This window comes from Pseudomonas sp. 910_21, assembly GCF_052850735.1.
The window spans coordinates 743848-759957 of sequence record NZ_VXCY01000002.1 but is presented as its reverse complement, the minus strand read 5'-3'; the positions used below and the strand labels follow the sequence as shown (position 1 = coordinate 759957).

Sequence of the window (16110 nt, the reverse complement as noted above, 5' to 3'; positions counted from 1 at the left end):
CCGAGGCGCTGCCTTCAAACTCGATCATCAGTACCCAGGATGTTCTTTCAGTGGATGGGCCACAGGCTCAATTCCCAGGTGCCGTGCAACAAGGCGGCACCGGGCGACGCAGCAGTACCAGAAGAGCGCCGAGGGACAGCAGGATCAGCACGGCCCCATAGCCATCGGTAGTCGCAATCAGGCCGAAGCTGCGGGTCAGGTTGCCTGCCAGCAATGCCGGCAGACAGAACGCCAGATAACTCAGCACATAAAACGCCGACATCAGGCCCGCGCGCTCATGGGGCAAGGCCAGGGGCACCACGCTGCGCAGCGCGCCAAGAAATCCGGCGCCAAAACCGCTGCCCAGCACCAGGGTGCCAAGGAAGAACAGCATCAGGCTGGCACTGTGCACTGCGCCGAGGATCAGCATCATCCCCACCGCCAACAACCCGGCCCCCAGGCGCAGGACCTTGTCCGCCGGTCGCTGGCGCAGAGAAAAGATCATCACTGCACCACTGAGGGTCAGCACCGCCACCAGAGCGCCGCCGATCAGGTTCGAGGTAGACCCGGTAGCGGCGCGCACCAGGGATGGGGCCAAGGACAGATAAAAGCCGCCCACAGCCCATACCGCCACATCCACCGGCAATGCCAGCCATAACGCGCGCCGCGCTTGCGGCGGTACATGCAATGTGGGCCGTAATGAGGCCCAGGCACCAGATTGCGGACTGACACTTTCCGGCAAGCGCCAGACATACAGGGCCTGGACCACGAACACCCCCAACAGCAACCAGTAACTGAGCTGCAGCGGCAACGGCGCGAACTCCACCAGCAAGCTGGCGCCCATGGCGCCGCACGCCATGCCCAGAAGGGGCGCAACACTATTGACCAATGGGCCTTGCTGGCGATCGGTATCCAGCAACGCGGCGCCGAGCACGCTGGTGGCCATGCCAGTGGCAAAGCCCTGCATCACCCTTGCAGCAATCAGCCACTGCACCCCGCTTTCATTGATAAACAGCAGCATCGCCAGGACATTGAGGAGCAAGGCGGCAAAGATCACTGGCCGCCGCCCCAGGTAGTCCGACACAGACCCCACCGTCAGCAGGGCGGCCAGCAGACTCAGGGCATAGACCCCGAACACCAGGGTCAGCATCGCCGGAGAAAAATGCAGGGTTTCCTGGTAAAGGTGATAGAGCGGTGTCGGCACGCTGGAGGCCGCCAGAAAACTGAGCAAGGTAATGGCCAGAAACACCAAACTGCGACGGCTGGACACACAGGTGTCGATAGCACCGGACATAAGCACGCTCCACTAAAGCTAATATTTTGCTTTTGTGCAGTGTGCTACCGCCCCGAGCTTAAAGCAAATTCTTTGTGTTAAGGTTCGTTCCCATGACTATTAAAGAAGCTTTACGCCCAGGCGGCCGTAGCGCCAGGGTTCAGGAATCCATCCATACGGCAGTCCGCCAGCTCCTTGAGGAGCAGGACCGCTCGTCCTTGACCGTGCCGCAGATCGCCACTCGCGCCGGCGTCACCCCCTCGACCATCTACCGACGCTGGGGCGACCTGTCGACCCTGCTGGCCGATGTTGCACTGGCACGCATGCGTCCGGACAGCGAACCGGCCAACACCGGCAGCCTGCGGGGCGACCTGCGGGCCTGGGCCGAGCAGTATCTGGATGAAATGAGTTCGGAGCCCGGACGCAACATGATGCGCGATGTGCAATGCAGCGCGACTCCAGGCTATTGCGTGACTATCCTCAGCGCTCAATTGCAGACTCTCCTCGAACGCTATCAGGACAGTGAAGAACGCCTGCCGGACATCGATCGCCTGCTGAACCTGATCGTGGCGCCGACCGTGTTTCGCATCCTGTTCTCCGCCACGCCACTACCGGTGTCGGAACTCCATGAAATGATCGAGCTCGCCCTGCAACCCTAGCCCGCCCGAACGACCGTCCGGCCCTGCGACATCAGACCGCGCTGATACCTTGGTCGACACTGACGTCAACTCAACATCGTGCCAGACTGTCTGGCCGGGCTGACGTGCCCGGTGTCCTTGCTTCGGAGTTTCCATGTCGTTGTCCAGCGGGCTGATTGCCGCCGTTGCCCTGGCCTATATGGCCATCATGTTCGCCATCGCCTTCTACGGCGACCGTCGCAGCGCGCCCCTTCCGCCGCGAGTGCGGGCCTGGGTGTACAGCCTGTCGCTGGCCGTCTATTGCACCAGCTGGACCTTCTTTGGCGCCGTGGGCCAGGCCGCCGAACAGCTCTGGGCCTTCTTGCCGATTTATCTGGGGCCCATCTTGCTGCTGGTATTCGCCCCCTGGGTCCTGCAGAAGATGGTGATGATCAGCAAGCAGGAGAACATCACCTCCATTGCCGACTTCATTGCCGCCCGATACGGCAAGTCCCAGTCCCTGGCAGTGGTCGTAGCCCTGATCTGTCTGGTGGGGGTGCTGCCCTACATCGCCCTGCAACTCAAGGGCATCGTGCTCGGAGTCAACCTGCTGATCGGTGCCGGAGCCGACGCCATGGGCACTCGCGCCCAGGACACGGCGCTGATCGTGTCGCTGATCCTGGCGTTGTTCACCATTGTCTTCGGCACCCGCAACCTCGACGCCACCGAACACCACCGGGGCATGGTGCTGGCGATTGCCTTTGAATCCCTGGTCAAGCTGTTCGCCTTTCTCGCCGTCGGCGCCTTCGTGACCTTCGGCCTGTATGACGGCTTCGACGACCTGTTCAACCAGGCCATGCTGGCGCCGCGCCTGGAGCAGTACTGGAAGGAAACCATCAATTGGCCATCGATGGTGGTACAAACCGGGGTGGCGATGATGGCAATCATCTGCCTGCCACGACAGTTCCACGTCACCGTGGTGGAAAACATCGAGCCTCAGGACCTGCGCCTGGCCAAATGGGTATTTCCAGCCTACCTGGCCCTGGCCGCACTGTTTGTGGTGCCCATCGCCCTGGCCGGACAGATGCTCCTGCCCAGCAGCGTACTGCCGGACTCCTTCGTTATCAGCCTGCCTCTGGCCCAAGCTCATCCCGCCCTGGCCTTGCTGGCGTTCATCGGTGGCGCCTCGGCCGCCACCGGCATGGTGATCGTGGCCAGCGTGGCGCTGTCGACCATGGTCTCCAACGACATGTTGCTGCCCTGGTTGCTGCGACATAAAAACGCCGAGCGCCCCTTTGAAGTGTTCCGTCACTGGATGCTTTCGGTGCGCCGAGTCAGCATCGTGGTCATCCTGTTGTTGGCCTATGTCAGCTATCGCCTGCTGGGCTCCACCGCCAGTCTGGCCACCATCGGCCAGATTGCGTTCGCCGCCGTGACTCAACTGGCGCCGGCCATGCTCGGCGCGCTGTACTGGAAACAGGCCAACCGTCGAGGGGTGTTTGCCGGACTCGCCGCCGGCACCTTTATCTGGTTTTACACCCTGGTTCTGCCCATCGCTGCCCACAGCCTGGGTTGGTCCCTGAGCAGCTTCCCTGGCCTGGCCTGGCTGCATGGCAATCCGCTGTCCCTGCCGATCACACCGCTGACCCAGGGCGTGGTGCTGTCCCTGGCCGGCAACTTCACCCTGTTCGCCTGGGTCTCGGTGCTGTCACGCACCCGGGTTTCCGAACACTGGCAGGCCGGGCGCTTTATCGGCCAGGAAATCAGCGGTCGCCTCAGCTCACGTTCGATGCTGTCAGTGCAGATCGACGACCTGCTGAAACTGGCCGCGCGCTTTGTCGGTGAAGAGCGCGCCCGCCAAAGCTTCATCCGCTTCGCCTATCGTCAGGGCAAAGGCTTCAACCCGAACCAGAACGCCGACGGCGAATGGATCGCCCACACCGAACGCCTGCTGGCCGGTGTCCTCGGCGCCTCCTCGACCCGAGCCGTGGTCAAGGCCGCCATCGAAGGTCGGGAGATGCAACTCGAAGACGTGGTACGCATCGCTGACGAAGCTTCCGAAGTGCTGCAGTTCAACCGCGCGCTGTTGCAGGGCGCAATCGAAAACATCACCCAGGGCATCAGTGTGGTGGACCAGTCGTTGAAGCTGGTGGCCTGGAACCGTCGTTATCTGGAGCTGTTCAATTACCCCGAAGGCCTGATCAGCGTCGGCCGGCCGATTGCCGACATCATCCGCCACAATGCCGAGCGCGGCCTGTGCGGCCCCGGCGAAGCGGAGGTCCATGTCGCCCGACGCCTGCACTGGATGCGTCAGGGACGGGCCCATACCTCCGAGCGGTTGTTCCCCAATGGCCGGGTCATCGAGTTGATTGGCAACCCGATGCCCGGCGGCGGCTTCGTCATGAGTTTCACCGACATCACCCCGTTCCGCGAGGCCGAGCAGGCCCTGACAGAGGCCAACGAAGGCCTGGAACAACGGGTAGCCGAACGTACCCATGAACTGTCGCAACTCAACGCTGCGCTGACCGAAGCCAAGGGCACGGCGGAAGCGGCCAACCAGTCCAAGACGCGCTTTCTGGCGGCCGTCAGTCACGACCTGATGCAACCCTTGAACGCCGCGCGGCTGTTCTCCGCCGCCCTTTCTCACCAGGACGACGGACTCTCTGTCGAAGCCCAGCAGCTAGTACAGCACCTGGACAGCTCACTGCGCTCTGCCGAAGATCTGATCAGCGACCTGCTGGATATCTCGCGCCTGGAAAACGGCAAGATCACCCCCGATCGCAAACCCTTTGCCCTCAACGAGCTGTTCGACACCCTGGGGGCGGAATTCAAAGCACTGGCCCAGGAACAGGGCCTGCAATTCCGGGTGCGTGGCAGTCATCTACGGATCGACAGTGACATCAAGTTACTGCGGCGGGTCCTGCAGAATTTCCTGACCAACGCCTTCCGTTATGCCAAGGGCCCGGTCCTGCTGGGAGTGCGTCGCCAGGGCGACTCATTGAGCCTGGAAGTCTGGGATCGAGGACCGGGTATTCCTCAGGACAAGCAGCAGGTGATCTTCGAAGAGTTCAAGCGCCTGGACAGCCACCAGACACGCGCCGAAAAAGGCCTGGGACTGGGCCTGGCAATCGCCGACGGCCTGTGCCGGGTCCTCGGCCATCCGTTGCAGGTACGCTCCTGGCCCGGCAAGGGCAGTGTATTCAGTGTCAACGTACCCCTGGCCCGCAGTAGCGTCGTCGTGCCGGGCAAGGCGGTCGAACTCAATGGGCAGTCCCTCAACGGCGGGCAGGTGCTCTGTGTGGACAACGAAGACAGCATCCTGATCGGCATGAACAGCCTGCTTACGCGCTGGGGCTGCCAGGTCTGGACCGCCCGCAACCGCGAGGAGTGCGCAGCGCTGCTCAAAGAAGGCATCCGCCCGCAATTGGCGCTAGTGGACTATCACCTGGACGATGGCGAAACCGGCACCCAGGTCATGGCCTGGCTACGCACCCAGTTGGGTGAGCCGGTGCCGGGAGTGGTGATCAGTGCCGACGGACGCCCGGAAATGGTCGCCCAAGTGCACGCGGCAGGATTGGACTATCTGGCCAAGCCCGTGAAACCGGCAGCCTTGCGTGCCCTGTTGAGTCGTCACCTACCTCTGGGCTGAGCCAATGCCGGGCTACTCCGGCAACTCCAACTCTCGCCCTTCGGCATCGGTCATGGCCCGTTCCAGCAAATCTGCCGGCAAGCTTTTGCTGGCCCTGGCCCCCAGCAACTTGAGCTGCTCACTGCGACTGACCAGATTGCCCCGACCTTCGGTGAGCTTGTTGCGCGCGGCGGAATAAGCCTTGTCCAGTTGCTGCAGACGGTTGCCGACTTCATCCAGATCCTGGATGAACAGCACGAACTTGTCATAGAGCCAGCCCGCGCGCTCGGCGATTTCCCGGGCATTCTGACTCTGACGTTCCTGCTTCCACAGGCTGTCGATCACCCGCAAAGTAGCGAGCAAGGTAGTCGGGCTGACAATGACGATGTGTCGGTCAAACGCTTCCTGAAACAGGTTGGGCTCGGCTTGCAGGGCTGCCGAGAATGCCGCTTCGATGGGTACGAACAGCAACACGAAGTCGAGGCTGTGCAAGCCTTCCAGGCGCTTGTAATCCTTGCCGGCCAAGCCTTTGACGTGGTTGCGCAAGGACAGCACATGCTGCTTCAGGGCCGCCTGGGCAATCTGCGGATCGTCGCTACCGACATACTGCTGGTAGGCCGTAAGGCTGACCTTGGAATCCACCACCACCTGCTTGTCACCCGGCAGCATGATCAGCACATCGGGCTGGAAGCGCTCGCCGTCCGGCCCTTTGAGGCTGACCTGGGTCTGGTATTCGCGCCCCTTCTCCAGGCCGGCGTGCTCCAGTACCCGCTCAAGAATCAGCTCACCCCAATTGCCCTGGGTCTTCTGCCCCTTGAGGGCACGGGTCAGGTTGGTGGCCTCATCACTCAAGCGCAGATTCAGTTGCTGCAAACGCTCCAGCTCCTTGGCCAGGGAAAAGCGCTCGCGGGCCTCGGCCTGATAACTCTCCTCGACCCGTTTTTCGAACGACTGGATGCGCTCCTTGAGCGGGTCCAGCAACTGCCCAAGCCGCTGCTGGCTGGTCTCGGCGAAACGCTGTTCGCGCTCATCGAAAATCTTGCCCGCCAGCTCGGCGAACTGGGCCCGAAGTTCGTCCCTGGAACCTTGCAGATCGGTAAGGCGCTGCTGGTGGCTCTCCTGCTGCTCCCGAAGTTCGGCCTGTAACGAAGCAGCCTGGGCGTCCAGACGCCGCAATTCGTTCTCTTTGGCGGCACGCTCCAGGTTCCAGGCGTGAGCAGCATCGCGGGCGTTGTCTCGCTCAATCTGCAGCAACTCGACCTCTCGACGCAGGGCCGCCAGGTCCGCTTGCTTCAGTGCATTGGCCTGGCTCAGGTCGCTGACTTCATCGCGGCTGGCATCCAGCTGCGCCATGAGCCCTTCCTGGGCCATCTGGGCCGTGGCCAGGCGCTCTTCCAGCAGGGATAGCTCGGACTGGCTGGAACTGGCGCGACGCTGCAGTTGCCAGGCCAGCACCAGTAACGGCAACGCCGCTCCCGCCAGGCCAAGCAGCAGGCTGGTCAAGTCCATAGCCATAGCAATTCCTGTCAACGAAATAAGGAATGAAGGTTAACCAAGCCACCGAGCGTTGGACAGCTCAGTCTTCGATACGGCCCAGTTCCAGTTGAGCACGACGGTCACCGGCGCGGGCTGCCTGGCGTAACAGGTCGTGACCGATACGCCGATCCCGAGCGTTGCCACACTCGCGGCACATCAACTGACCCAGGCGACTTTGCGCCGCGACCACGCCTTCCCGGGCCGGCTGCTTGAGCAAACGTCCGGCAAAATGCTTGACGTTGGGGTTGTGCCCCAGGCGCGGGCTGTCCAGCAACCACAGAGCAACACGCAAGGAGAAGCGCTTGGGTTCGGTAACACTGTCAGGAGGGGCGGTAACAGAAGGTGATACTGAGCGAAACTTCATAAAGCACTGTGGGGCAGATCGGAAGGCGCGCCACTCTACTCCTTTTTTCGCTCGGGTAAAGTCCAAAAGAGCCAGCACGCCCGTCCTAGAGCAAGCGCTTGGGACAATCCACAGAAGCTGTGGATAAGTCAGTGGACAACCCCTCCACAACCCTCCCAAAGCCCCATGAGACGGGCCCTGCAGTCAAACTGACGATTTTTTCACCAGTAAAAAAAGACGATGTTTATCATTGACTTAAATTCTCGAGACAGGCTATAGGGCAAGCCTTGGGGAAGGTGACAACAGGGTGACACGCTGCGCGACAAGTGTGCACAACCGGGCGAAAATTAACGCCAGTAACGCACCGTTTTCGTACACGCCACAAAGACAACGGTTACACAGTAGTCATGGAGCAGTTTCGCCGCTCACCAAACATTTTTCCTAGCACACTTGCATTCCTCGCTTCAACTCAATAGAATCCTCGCCGTTAGTACCAAGCTGAAAGTCAATTCTGGTCGAACAAGTCCCGCCGACACCCTCTCCAATTGAGAGAACATTGTCGAATACCAAGGACCGACCACCTCGCTGGTTTCCAGGTAAAACTCATACTGACATCGCCCTTGAAACGAAATCAAAGGCAATGCCCGAGCCATTTACTCTGACCGAACCAACCTGCAAATTGATCAGGATCTCCACCCTGGGCCCAGAACCTTTGCCCCTGCTGTGTTGCCTGCCCTCCTAAGTACCTACCTGCCAGCCCTAGCGCAACCTTATTAAAGCGCTGCAACTGGCTGCTTTGTTCCAGTCAGGTTCTTCGTTTGACCAATGGTGGTCGACGTTACTGGAACGTTTTAACGTTGCACGGTTCTTAACCGTGTCATTTGTAGGAACACCTAATAATTATGTCTACTCAAATCCAGACTCAGGATGCCATTCGCACCCTCACCCACGCTTTTGCACCCTTGAACTGCCTGATCATGGCCGCTCGCAAAGGCTGCTTCAGTTTCACCCTGGTCAACGAACACGGCATCGCACGTCACAGCGAACGTCTGTACCCCGATCAGTATTCCAGCGCTGAACCGCTGCAGGCAGTGATCGAACGTACTCGTCAGGCCCTGGTGGCCTGATACACCAGAGCGCTAAAACCTCAAAAGCCTCGCTTGATAGCGGGGCTTTTTATTGCCTGTTATTTGCCCATTTGCCACTTCATCCAAAGTACCAATGGATATAAGGCTTATAACAAGAGAACGGAAATATTTTAAAAACAGTCCTTTACAGCATAGATATGACACTACACTTCAACTCAGGCGGCCTGAGCCGCTTCCGGCAAACCTGATCCTTTTATCGCTGCCAAGCTCCTTCAGGTTTAGCCGGTCACTTTCACTCTTCGAGGGCATTATGGGTATCGCCGCCAGCGAGTTGTGCCGCTATGTCATACGCCCGACCCTGATGTATCTGGGCAGTCATAGCAAAACCGCTGAAACCTTGTTGCTGGGCATTGCTGCCAGCCAGTCGGCGCTGGGCTCGGCCCTGCACGATCGCCGCGGCCACGGCCTGTATCGCATCACCGAACTGCGCCACCAGGACCTCTGGGATCACTACCTGGCGCTGGACCCGGAGCGGGCCAGCCTGGTTCGCGGACTGGCCAGCCAGCACGCTTTCCTCAGTGGCCCGCACCTCGAATTGACCGTCAACCTGCGTTACGCCACCGCAATCGCCTGGTTGCTGGTGGAGCAACAACACACCCCGCTCCCCGCTGCCGACGATCTGCTCGGCATGGCTCGTATATGGAGGAAGACCTTTCAACCACAAGGACGTTTGAGAGATTTCGCCTGCGCTTGGCAAACCTGTGTTTCACCGCTGAGCCAGGTCGCCTGCTGACAACGACCATTACAAAGTCGGAGAAAAACCCAAATTTTGGTCGGATTGTCCTACAAAACCGCTCTAAATCAACTGTTACAGCCTATAGCGCCCAGGCCAAAATGTTGGTAATTTTCGCCTCGGTGATCACCAGGAGTTCTAATAATGAAAAAAGTAATGCTCAAATCCACCATAAGTCTCGCGGTTGCACTTGCCTCAACCCAACTCTTCGCCAGCGGCTTTGCTCTTAACGAACAAAGCATCAGCGGCATGGGGACCGGTTTCGCGGGTCGTTCTTCTTCTGCCGAAGATGCAAGCACTGTTTATGGCAACCCTGCCGGTATGTCCCTGCTGAAACGCGATCAAGTTACTGTCGGCGCAGCGGCAATCGATGCCAAGACCAACCTGAAAAACGTCAAGGGCGGCCCACCCGGCGGCACCAGCGACGGCGACATGGTTCCGTTCACCAGCGTTCCCATGGGGTTCTTCGTCAAACAACTGGGTAACGGCTGGGCATTGGGTCTGGGGGCCTATGCACCTTTCGGCCTCGTTACCAACTATGAGTCCAGCTCTGCCAGCCGTTATTACGGTGACAAGAGCGTAGTCAAGGTCGTGACTCTGCAACCGACCGTCAGCTACGCCTTCAATGACATGGTGTCGATTGGCTTTGGCCCGACCATCAACCGCCTGAGCGGTGAACTGACTTCTGCTACGCCATTTCCAAACCCTGCACTCTTCGGCCGCAATGACGGAAGCGTGAAGATCAAGGGAGACGATACCGCCATCGGTTACAACGTCGGCATTATCGTTCAGCCTACCGACACCACTCGTCTGGGTCTGACTTACCACTCGAAGGTCAAGTACAAGCTCGAAGGCCACACCAACATTGCCGGCCCAGGCTTCGGTCCTTTCAATGGCGGCCGTTACGATGCCTCGCTGGATATCACCACCCCGGAAGTCGTCGACTTCTCGGTCACCCAGAAACTGGATGACCAGTGGACTGTCTATGCAGGTAGCACCTGGACTCGCTGGAGCCGCCTGAAAGACATCACCGTGAACAACGAAGGTGTTCCTGCCCTGCTCGGCGGCTCTAGGGGCCCGATCGGCACCATCACCGAACCACAGAACTGGCACGACACCTGGGCCTCGGCTGTAGGTGTTTCCTACAAGGTCAACAAAGAGTGGGTCCTGCGCAGCGGCCTCTCGGTTGACCAGGCGCCAACCAACAACACGGATCGCTCCGTACGTATCCCTACCGGTGACCGTAAGGCGATCAGCTTTGGTGCTGGCTACAGCCCGACTGAAGACCTGACTCTCGACCTGGCGGTTTCGTACCTGAAGGAAGAGGACGTCAACGTCAACAGAACTGGCAAAGGCAATGCCTACAGCGCGACCTACCAGAACAGCGCATGGGGCTACGGCCTGGGCGCTACCTACAAGTTCTAACGAACTCTGGGCCACGCAGTTTCAAGCCAATAAAAAACCCGCCTCTGCGGGTTTTTTATTGGCCGATGAATGCGGGATCAGGACTTCGACGCCAAGGCCTTCTCCACCGCCTCGATGAATTCCGGGTTATCCGGCTTGGTCAGACTGGAAAAGCTGGCAATCACATTGCCCTGGCGATCCACCACGTACTTGTAGAAATTCCACTTCGGCGCATTGCTCTGCTGCGCCAGTACCTTGAACAGATGCACTGCATCCGGCCCTCGAACCTTCTGCGGCTCGGTCATGGTGAACGTCACGCCGTAGTTGACGTAACAGACCTTGGCGGTTTCAGCGCCATCCTTGGACTCCTGCTTGAAATCATTGGACGGCACGCCCACCACTTCCAACCCCTGATCCTTGTAACGCTGATACAGCGCCTCAAGGCCTTTGAACTGAGGGGCGAACCCGCAGAAACTCGCGGTATTGACCACCACTAGCGGCTTGCCGGCAAAGCGCTGGCACAGATCGATGGATTCCTTGGCGTGCAACTTGGGGACAGAGCCCTGCAACAACGCCGGGCAGTCTGCAGCCCAAGCAGAGCCTGCGAAGGTTGCGAGTAATGCCGGAACAACAAACCAGCCCTTAGCCATGTCCAGTGTCCTTAAATAGTGGTCAGGCAACGACGTTACTCGCCCCCTCGCCCGCCTAGCAAGCACCCATGCCCAACTGCATCAGCGCCAGCCCGCCGCGATGCCAGCCCCACCAGGCCAGCAGCAACAACAGGATGCCAACTCCCAGGCCGGCCGCCCAACCCAGCCATGAGCTCATGCCGCACTTGCCTGCAAGCGCGCCACCGGACGCTCACGCACCGGCCAGTTGAGCGCCGCAGCCAGCAAACTGAGAAGAATCGCCACCTGCCAGATCAAGTCGTAACTCCCGGTACGGTCATACACCACTCCTCCCAGCCAACCGCCGAGGAAGGACCCCAACTGGTGGAACAGGAACACAATACCGCCGAGCATGGACAAGTTCCTGACCCCGAACAAGGTAGCCACTGTGCCATTGGTCAAAGGCACGGTGGACAACCAGAGAAAGCCCATGGCCATGCCGAACAGGTAGGCGCTGGCCTGCGTCACGGGCAACCACAGGAACAGACCAATCACCACCGCCCTCAACAAATACAGGCCGGTAAGCAGGCGTGGCTTGGACATCCGCCCTCCCAGCCAGCCGGCGGTATAGGTACCGAAGATATTGAACAGGCCGATCAGGGCCAGAACCGTTGTGCCGACAGTGGCCGGCAGGTGTTGATCCACCAGATAGGCCGGCAGATGCACACCAATGAACACCACCTGGAAGCCACAGACGAAAAAGCCGAACGCCAGCAGCCAGAACCCCGAATGAGAACAGGCCTCACGCAATGCCTCGGACAGGCTCTGCTCATGCCCCAGCACCGGTAGGGGCTTGTCCTTGAGCATGCTCACCAGCGGCACAATCAGTGCTACCAGCAATCCCAGTACCAGCAGCGCCATCGACCAACCCAGCCAGCCAATCAGGCCCAGGGTCCCCGGCAGCATGGCGAACTGACCGAAAGAGCCAGCGGCACTGGCGATCCCCATGCCCATGCTGCGCTTCTCCGGCGGTACTGCCCGGCCGACAACACCGAGAATCACCGAGAAGGAGGTGCCCGACAATCCAATGCCAATCAGCAACCCCGCACTCAAGGACAGCGTCAGGGCCGAATCAGACAGCCCCATGAACACCAGTCCCACGGCATACAGCACGCCACCGATCAGCACCACCCTGGCGGCGCCAAAACGGTCGGCCAGGGCTCCGGTAAAGGGCTGCGCCAGGCCCCAGATCAGGTTCTGCAAGGCAATGGCAAAGGCGAATACTTCACGCCCCCAGCCGAACTGTGCACTCATGGGCGGCAGAAACAGGCCGAAACCATGCCGAACCCCCAGCGACAGCGCCAGGATCAATGCGCTGCCGAGAAGTACCCAGCCGCTGGTGCGCCACATCGATGACATTTTTATTCTCCAAGTGCGGGTATATACCCGCTTATATTCGAACGAAGCACCGTCAGGCGAGTTCGTTCAGCAAGGCCAACAAGGTTTCACGCTTCTCCACCCCAAGCCGATCGATCAGCCGCTGCTGGGCTGCCTCCCAGGCCGGCAAGGCCGCCACCAAGCGCTCATGTCCGGCATCGGTCAGTTGCACCAGACGGTTGCGCTGGTCGTCACCTTCCATCAACCGGACCAGACCCGCAGCCTCCAGCACCCGCACATTACGCCCCAGCGTACTGCGGTCCAGGCCCATGGCATCCGCCAGGCTGGAAATGCTCGGCTGATCGAGGCGCAGCAGGTTGTTCAGCAAAGAATACTGGGCAACATTGATCCCGAAGCCGTCGAGGGCGCCGTCGTAATACCTGCTGACGCCACGAGCGGCACGACGCAGGTTGGTGCACAAACACTGAGAGGGAAGCATGATGCGTGTATATACCCGCGATTAATCCAAGGCAAGAAATTTCAGAAAAAAACAGCCACTGCAGGCCTTGCTCAAAGAACCACCAGCGCCAGCAGTACAGCCGTTTCCAGCAACTCCAACAGAGCCCCCGCTGTATCGCCGGTAGTGCCGCCCAGGCGCCGGATCATCAACTGACGCGACCAGAAGAACAGCACCACCGCCAGCAGCACGGCCCAAAGCCCGCTGTAGCCACCCAGCAGCAAACAGACCAGTACACTCAAGCCCAGCACCTGCCGCCCTGCCAGTGGCGGCAGATGATCGGCCAGGGCCTGCCCCAGGCCACCCGCACGCACATATGGCGTGGAGAGGAACAACCCCAGCAATGAGGCACGCCCAATCAGTGGCGCCAGCAACAAGGCAAAGCCCTGCTGCTGCTCGATCAACGCTACCAGCGCGGCGAACTTGAGCAACAGCACGAGCAACAGCGTCACCACCGCGATGGGCCCGCTTCGGGGGTCCTTCATGATGCTCAGGGTGCGCTCTCGATCACCGAAGCCCCCCAGCCAGGCATCGGCACTGTCTGCCAGTCCATCCAGGTGCAATCCCCCACTGAGCAAGACCCAAGCGCTCAGCAGCAACGCCGCGTGTACCAGCAAAGGGGTGCCAGCGAGCACGGCGTCCAGCAGCCACAACAGCACACCGAACAACAGACCCACCAAGGGATAGAACAGCAATGAGCGTCCCATTTCTTCAGGCTGGGGCATACCCGGCAGGCGAATGGGCAGGCTGCTGAGAAACTGCAGGGCAATCCAGAACGGCAGCATCTCAGCCCTCCTCGCTCAATTGCCCCGTGGAGGCAACTTTCAAGCTGAACAACGCACCGTGACCGACTTCCACATTCAGCAACTGCTCTCGGGGCAGCCCACGTGCCCGGGCCAGCAACAGGCGCATCACCCCGCCATGGCTGATCAACAGCACCCGCTGCCCGGCACAATCGCGCTGCAAGCCCTCGATCGCACCCAGCACCCGTCGGGAAAAGTCCACCACGGGTTCCCCCTGGGGCGGAGTAAAGCTATAGGGGTCGGACCAAAATCGGCCCAGATCATCGGCATTGGTTTCCATCAGCGCCGCTGCGCTCTGCCCCTCCCAAGCGCCAAAATGCAGCTCCTGTACATCAGGCTGCAGAAGCAGGGGCAACTGCAACTGCGCAGCCAGTTGCTCGGCAAAACGCGAGCACCGCTGCAAGGGTGAACTGACGATCAGATCCCAACCCCCGCGCCCCTGAACCCCATCACGCATCTGTTGCCAGCCCCGCGCTGTCAGGGCGTCGTCCAGACTGCCACGCAAACCACCGCCCAGCTCGGTTTCACCGTGGCGCAACAGGTCCAGATGCAGGGTCATGCCGGCCGGTCCGCCACGGCCGCCTCGGCGAAGGTCGCCATCTGCCCGTGCAGATCACAGGCCAGGCGCAGTAACGGCACCGCCAGCGCAGCACCGCTGCCCTCCCCCAGGCGCAAGCCCAGGTCCAGCAACGGGTCGGCTTGCAGAGCACTCAGCACATGCCGGTGTCCCGGCTCGGCTCCTTGATGCGCAAACAGCAGCCATGGACGGCACGCCGGATTCAGGCGCACCGCCACCAGCGCCGCGACACTGCAGATAAACCCATCAACCAGCACTGCGATTCCTTCCTGAGCGCAGGCCAGATAGGCCCCTACCAACGCAGCCACTTCAAAACCACCGAGATTGAACAGCGTCTGCAAGGCATCGTCGCGGGACCCCGCATGCAGGGCTAAGGCCCGCTCGATGACCTGAGCCTTGTGGTTGACCCCTTCGGCATTCAAACCCGTCCCCGGTCCGGCCAACTGCGCCACCGGAATGTCCAGCAACGCACAGGCAATGGCACTGGCGGCAGTGGTGTTGCCAATGCCCATTTCACCGCCGATAAACAGTTGGGCACCCTCGGCACGGGCGCGCAACGCACTGTCACGGCCCGCTTGCAGGGCCAGCTCACCCTGAGCCGGGGTCATGGCCGGCCCCTGGACAAAGTTCTGCGTACCGGCACCGAGATTAAGGTGGCGCACACCCGGCAGGCTCAATCCGAAGGCCACTGTCCCCAGGTCCACCACCTCCAGTTGCGCACCCAGTTGCCGTGCCAGCACGCTGATCGCTGCACCGCCGCTGACAAAGTTCAGCAGCATCTGCCCTGTCACTTCCTGTGGGTAGGCGGATACGCCCTCGGCGACCACCCCGTGATCCCCGGCGAAAATCGAAATCCACAACCGCTCAAGGCATGGCTTGAGCTGTCCTTGCAAACCGGCCAGACGCACCGCCAAGGGCTCCAGTTGACCAAGGGACCCGGCCGGCTTGGTCAATTGCTGCTGACGCTCCAGGGCTTGCTCGACCATCCGGGCATCGACCGCCTTACACGGGTTCAGCCACCAGGAGTTACTCATAACGCAGTTCCTTTCAAAGTCAGGGGCAGACCGGCCACCGTCAGCACCACACGCTGACAACGTTCGGCCAGGGCTTGATGCAGCCAACCGGCTTCATCCACGTAGCGGCGAGTCAATTCGCCCAGGGGCACGACACCCATTCCAGTTTCGTTGCTGACAAAAATGATCTCCCCCGGCAGTGTCGCCACACACTGCAACAAGGCCTCACGTTCGATGGCCAAGCGCTGCTCGTCCTCGAGCATCAGCAGATTGGTCAACCACAGGGTAAGGCAATCCACCAGCAGGCAACGCCCGGTGCCAGCGGCCTGCAGCAGCACCCGGGCCAGCTCCAGCGGCTCTTCGATCAATCCCCATTGGGACGGGCGGCGCTCACGATGATGGGCAATACGTTGATTCATCTCGCCATCCAGGGGCTGGCTGGTGGCGATGTAGATCACCTCAAGGGCGCTGTCAGTGGCCAGTTTTTCCGCCAGGCGACTCTTGCCGGAGCGGGCACCGCCGAGAATCAGTTGCAGCATGCTTGAGCACCTTTG

The 16110-nt window shown here is 60.6% G+C and carries 16 protein-coding genes; 5 read left to right on the top strand and 11 right to left on the bottom strand.

The window, feature by feature from the left end; translation table 11 throughout:
* Positions 1–67: 67 nt before the first annotated feature.
* A complete protein-coding gene (locus FW796_RS08630) occupies positions 68–1273 on the bottom strand; it encodes an MFS transporter (RefSeq protein ID WP_346632267.1) in 1206 nt (401 codons plus the stop codon).
* Between the two features lie 92 nt (positions 1274–1365).
* On the opposite strand from FW796_RS08630, the gene FW796_RS08625 reads away from it, so the two are divergent.
* A complete protein-coding gene (locus FW796_RS08625; RefSeq protein ID WP_446439245.1) occupies positions 1366–1911 on the top strand; it encodes a TetR/AcrR family transcriptional regulator in 546 nt (181 codons plus the stop codon).
* A gap of 133 nt (positions 1912–2044) precedes the next feature.
* The gene (locus FW796_RS08620) at positions 2045–5518 is read left to right on the top strand and encodes a hybrid sensor histidine kinase/response regulator (RefSeq protein WP_346632269.1); all 3474 of its coding nucleotides are present in this window, start codon (positions 2045–2047) and stop codon (positions 5516–5518) included.
* A 12-nt stretch (positions 5519–5530) separates the two neighbouring features.
* Here the strand turns inward: FW796_RS08620 and rmuC are convergent, their stop codons facing one another.
* Together rmuC and FW796_RS08610 are read right to left on the bottom strand one after the other, a co-directional pair.
* Positions 5531–6898, bottom strand: coding sequence for a DNA recombination protein RmuC (gene rmuC / locus FW796_RS08615; RefSeq protein ID WP_404940078.1), 1368 nt, complete (start codon positions 6896–6898; stop codon positions 5531–5533).
* Between the two features lie 175 nt (positions 6899–7073).
* Positions 7074–7397, bottom strand: coding sequence for a sel1 repeat family protein (locus FW796_RS08610; protein WP_317069559.1), 324 nt, complete (start codon positions 7395–7397; stop codon positions 7074–7076).
* Positions 7398–8278: 881 nt separating this feature from the next.
* On the opposite strand from FW796_RS08610, the gene FW796_RS08605 reads away from it, so the two are divergent.
* From FW796_RS08605 to FW796_RS08595, 3 genes are all read left to right on the top strand, one after another.
* Entirely contained in the window at positions 8279–8503 is a 225-nt protein-coding gene (locus FW796_RS08605) for a hypothetical protein (protein WP_123726946.1), read from the top strand.
* A 271-nt stretch (positions 8504–8774) separates the two neighbouring features.
* Entirely contained in the window at positions 8775–9257 is a 483-nt protein-coding gene (locus FW796_RS08600) for a hypothetical protein (protein WP_346632270.1), read from the top strand.
* 144 nt (positions 9258–9401) lie between these two features.
* Positions 9402–10682 carry an OmpP1/FadL family transporter gene (locus FW796_RS08595; protein WP_346632271.1) on the top strand — a complete coding sequence of 427 codons (1281 nt, stop codon included), beginning with the start codon at positions 9402–9404 and terminating at the stop codon, positions 10680–10682.
* 77 nt (positions 10683–10759) lie between these two features.
* Here the strand turns inward: FW796_RS08595 and FW796_RS08590 are convergent, their stop codons facing one another.
* The 8 genes from FW796_RS08590 to cobU all read right to left on the bottom strand — a co-directional run bounded on the left by FW796_RS08590 (position 10760) and on the right by cobU (position 16095).
* Positions 10760–11311 carry a glutathione peroxidase gene (locus tag FW796_RS08590; RefSeq protein ID WP_346632272.1) on the bottom strand — a complete coding sequence of 184 codons (552 nt, stop codon included), beginning with the start codon at positions 11309–11311 and terminating at the stop codon, positions 10760–10762.
* 55 nt (positions 11312–11366) lie between these two features.
* On the bottom strand, positions 11367–11489 hold the full coding sequence (locus tag FW796_RS08585) for a hypothetical protein (protein WP_346632273.1): 123 nt from the start codon (positions 11487–11489) through the stop codon (positions 11367–11369).
* On the bottom strand, positions 11486–12688 hold the full coding sequence (locus FW796_RS08580; RefSeq protein WP_446439244.1) for an MFS transporter: 1203 nt from the start codon (positions 12686–12688) through the stop codon (positions 11486–11488). The genes FW796_RS08585 and FW796_RS08580 overlap by 4 nt, the downstream gene beginning before the upstream one ends.
* Positions 12689–12740: 52 nt before the next feature.
* Complete coding sequence (locus tag FW796_RS08575; protein WP_123726941.1) at positions 12741–13145, bottom strand: MarR family winged helix-turn-helix transcriptional regulator; 405 nt, start codon at positions 13143–13145, stop codon at positions 12741–12743.
* Between the two features lie 71 nt (positions 13146–13216).
* A complete protein-coding gene (locus FW796_RS08570; RefSeq protein WP_446439243.1) occupies positions 13217–13948 on the bottom strand; it encodes an adenosylcobinamide-GDP ribazoletransferase in 732 nt (243 codons plus the stop codon).
* A gap of 1 nt (position 13949) precedes the next feature.
* Positions 13950–14525 (bottom strand): histidine phosphatase family protein, encoded by a 576-nt coding sequence (locus FW796_RS08565; protein ID WP_446439242.1) that lies wholly within the window; start codon positions 14523–14525, stop codon positions 13950–13952.
* Positions 14522–15577 (bottom strand): nicotinate-nucleotide--dimethylbenzimidazole phosphoribosyltransferase, encoded by a 1056-nt coding sequence (gene cobT, locus FW796_RS08560; protein ID WP_446439241.1) that lies wholly within the window; start codon positions 15575–15577, stop codon positions 14522–14524. The genes FW796_RS08565 and cobT overlap by 4 nt, the downstream gene beginning before the upstream one ends.
* Positions 15574–16095 (bottom strand): bifunctional adenosylcobinamide kinase/adenosylcobinamide-phosphate guanylyltransferase, encoded by a 522-nt coding sequence (gene cobU / locus FW796_RS08555; RefSeq protein WP_446439240.1) that lies wholly within the window; start codon positions 16093–16095, stop codon positions 15574–15576. Before cobU ends, cobT begins: the two co-directional genes overlap by 4 nt.
* Positions 16096–16110 lie beyond the last annotated feature (15 nt).

What these genes read in the sequence shown, in the direction of transcription:
- FW796_RS08630 (WP_346632267.1), bottom strand. Translation starts at nt 1,273, where the DNA reads ATGTCCGGTGCTATCGACACCTGTGTGTCCAGCCGTCGCAGTTTGGTG.
- FW796_RS08625 (WP_446439245.1), top strand. Translation starts at nt 1,366, where the DNA reads ATGACTATTAAAGAAGCTTTACGCCCAGGCGGCCGTAGCGCCAGGGTT.
- FW796_RS08620 (WP_346632269.1), top strand. Translation starts at nt 2,045, where the DNA reads ATGTCGTTGTCCAGCGGGCTGATTGCCGCCGTTGCCCTGGCCTATATG.
- FW796_RS08610 (WP_317069559.1), bottom strand. Translation starts at nt 7,397, where the DNA reads ATGAAGTTTCGCTCAGTATCACCTTCTGTTACCGCCCCTCCTGACAGT.
- FW796_RS08605 (WP_123726946.1), top strand. Translation starts at nt 8,279, where the DNA reads ATGTCTACTCAAATCCAGACTCAGGATGCCATTCGCACCCTCACCCAC.
- FW796_RS08600 (WP_346632270.1), top strand. Translation starts at nt 8,775, where the DNA reads ATGGGTATCGCCGCCAGCGAGTTGTGCCGCTATGTCATACGCCCGACC.
- FW796_RS08595 (WP_346632271.1), top strand. Translation starts at nt 9,402, where the DNA reads ATGAAAAAAGTAATGCTCAAATCCACCATAAGTCTCGCGGTTGCACTT.
- FW796_RS08590 (WP_346632272.1), bottom strand. Translation starts at nt 11,311, where the DNA reads ATGGCTAAGGGCTGGTTTGTTGTTCCGGCATTACTCGCAACCTTCGCA.
- FW796_RS08585 (WP_346632273.1), bottom strand. Translation starts at nt 11,489, where the DNA reads ATGAGCTCATGGCTGGGTTGGGCGGCCGGCCTGGGAGTTGGCATCCTG.
- FW796_RS08580 (WP_446439244.1), bottom strand. Translation starts at nt 12,688, where the DNA reads ATGTCATCGATGTGGCGCACCAGCGGCTGGGTACTTCTCGGCAGCGCA.
- FW796_RS08575 (WP_123726941.1), bottom strand. Translation starts at nt 13,145, where the DNA reads ATGCTTCCCTCTCAGTGTTTGTGCACCAACCTGCGTCGTGCCGCTCGT.
- FW796_RS08570 (WP_446439243.1), bottom strand. Translation starts at nt 13,948, where the DNA reads ATGCTGCCGTTCTGGATTGCCCTGCAGTTTCTCAGCAGCCTGCCCATT.
- FW796_RS08565 (WP_446439242.1), bottom strand. Translation starts at nt 14,525, where the DNA reads ATGACCCTGCATCTGGACCTGTTGCGCCACGGTGAAACCGAGCTGGGC.
- cobT (WP_446439241.1), bottom strand. Translation starts at nt 15,577, where the DNA reads ATGAGTAACTCCTGGTGGCTGAACCCGTGTAAGGCGGTCGATGCCCGG.
- cobU (WP_446439240.1), bottom strand. Translation starts at nt 16,095, where the DNA reads ATGCTGCAACTGATTCTCGGCGGTGCCCGCTCCGGCAAGAGTCGCCTG.